We start from the raw sequence: 1,658 nt of genomic DNA on the forward strand, positions 1-1,658 counted from the left end.
ACCTGTCAGCCTGATCGGCTGGGGTCAGACGCCGGTGCCGGTGCGGGTCTGGCCGAGGTAGGAGGCCAGCAGCTGGTCCCGATCCTGGAGCTCCGCGGTGGGCGCCTCCATGACGATGCGCCCGCCGCTCATGACGGCGGCCCGCCCGCAGACCCGGACCGCCAAGTGGACGTTCTGTTCGATGAGCAGCAGGGCGGTACGCGACCGTACCTCGGCGAGCGCCCGCGCCACGGCGTCGGCCACCACCGGCGCCAGCCCGAGCGACGGCTCGTCGATCAGCAGCAGCCGGGGGGCGGCCACCAGCGCCCGGCCCAGGGCGACCATCTGCTGCTCGCCGCCGGACAGGGCGAACCCCAGCCGGTCGCGCAGCCGGGTCAGCGGCGGGAAGAGATCGTAGACGTCGTCGAAGGAGAACACCACCGGCCGGCCGCGCCGCGCGGTGGTGCCGAGCTGGAGGTTCTCGTGCACCGTCAGGTCGCGGAACACGCGGCGTCCCTCGGGCACATGGATCAGCCCCTGCCGGGCCACCTCCTCGGCCGCGACCCTGGTGATGTCGCGGCCGTCGAAGACGATCGAGCCGGTACAGGTGACCAGGCGGCTGACGGCCCGCAGGGTCGAGCTCTTCCCGGCGCCGTTCGGGCCGAGCAGCGCCACCGCCTCTCCGGGCTCGACCCGCAGCCCGATCCCGCACACGGCGTGCGTCGTGCCGTACCGGACGTGCAGGTCTTCAATCGACAACATCGACGGGAACCCCCAGATACGCGCTGATCACCCGGTCGTCGCGCCAGACCTCGTCCGGTGTCCCCCGGGCGATCACCCGGCCGAGCTCGAGGACGACGAGGCGGTCGCACAGCGAGTCGAGAAAATCGATCTTGTGATCCACGACGATCAAGGTGTTGCCCGCGGCCCTGACCTCGTCGAGCAGCGTGGCGACCGTGGCGGTCTCGGCGTCGTTGAGCCCGGCGCTCGGCTCGTCGAGCAGCAGCACCTTGGGCATGCCGGCGAGCGCGCGGGCGAGCTCGAGCAGGCGCCGCTGCCCGTACGTGAGGAGCCCCGCCGCCCTGGTGGCGTGCTCGGCGAGGCCGGTGTACGCGAGCGCCTCCATCGCCTTGGCCCAGCGCCGCCGCTCGTGCCCCCACATCAGCGGGCGGGCCAGCCAGGCGCCGGTCAAGCCGCGCAGGGCCGGATCGGGGCTGGACAGCAGGACGTTCTCCAGGCACGAGAGTCCGTCGTAGATCTGCGGGGTCTGGAAGGCCCGCCCGATCCCGTGGCGGCGGGCCAGGCGGGGGCGGCCCAGGCGCACCTCGGCGCCGTCCACCGTGAGACTCCCGCGGGCGGGCACGATGCCGCAGAGCGCGTTGAGGAAGGTGGTCTTGCCGCTGCCGTTAGGCCCGATGAGTCCGAGCAGCTCACCCCGGCCCACCTCCAGGCCGACGCCCTCGACGGCGCGGACGCCACCGAAGCCGACCGTGATGTCCTCAGCCGTCAACATGAGACGCCTCCTCGCCGGTTCGGTCGCCGTGGGGCCTTCGGACGCGTCCGTACAGGATGCCGCCGAGCCTGCGCGCCTGCGCCGCGATGCCGCCGGGCATCGCGAGCACCACCACGAGCAGTATCAGGCCGTACACGATGGAGCTGTACTGCTCGGCGTCCGACAG

At 72.7% G+C, this 1,658-nt stretch carries 3 protein-coding genes; all 3 read right to left on the reverse strand.

Annotated elements, in window-relative coordinates:
* Positions 1 to 24: 24 nt before the first annotated feature.
* Positions 25 to 741, reverse strand: coding sequence for an ABC transporter ATP-binding protein (locus HKK72_RS39005; RefSeq protein WP_187239393.1), 717 nt, complete (start codon positions 739 to 741; stop codon positions 25 to 27).
* Complete coding sequence (locus HKK72_RS39010) at positions 728 to 1,492, reverse strand: ABC transporter ATP-binding protein (protein WP_187239394.1); 765 nt, start codon at positions 1,490 to 1,492, stop codon at positions 728 to 730. Before HKK72_RS39010 ends, HKK72_RS39005 begins: the two co-directional genes overlap by 14 nt.
* On the reverse strand, positions 1,479 to 1,658 hold a 180-nt coding region (locus tag HKK72_RS39015), incomplete at its 5' end, for a hypothetical protein (RefSeq protein ID WP_222721692.1). The genes HKK72_RS39010 and HKK72_RS39015, both read right to left, overlap by 14 nt.

Origin of the sequence: Actinomadura sp. HBU206391, from assembly GCF_014323665.1 — a bacterium.
Lineage (GTDB): Bacteria > Actinomycetota > Actinomycetes > Streptosporangiales > Streptosporangiaceae > Actinomadura_C.

Bases quoted from the DNA above. Each gene is read 5' to 3' on its own strand.
- HKK72_RS39005 (WP_187239393.1), bottom strand. From the start codon at position 741: ATGTTGTCGATTGAAGACCTGCACGTCCGGTACGGCACGACGCACGCC.
- HKK72_RS39010 (WP_187239394.1), bottom strand. From the start codon at position 1,492: ATGTTGACGGCTGAGGACATCACGGTCGGCTTCGGTGGCGTCCGCGCC.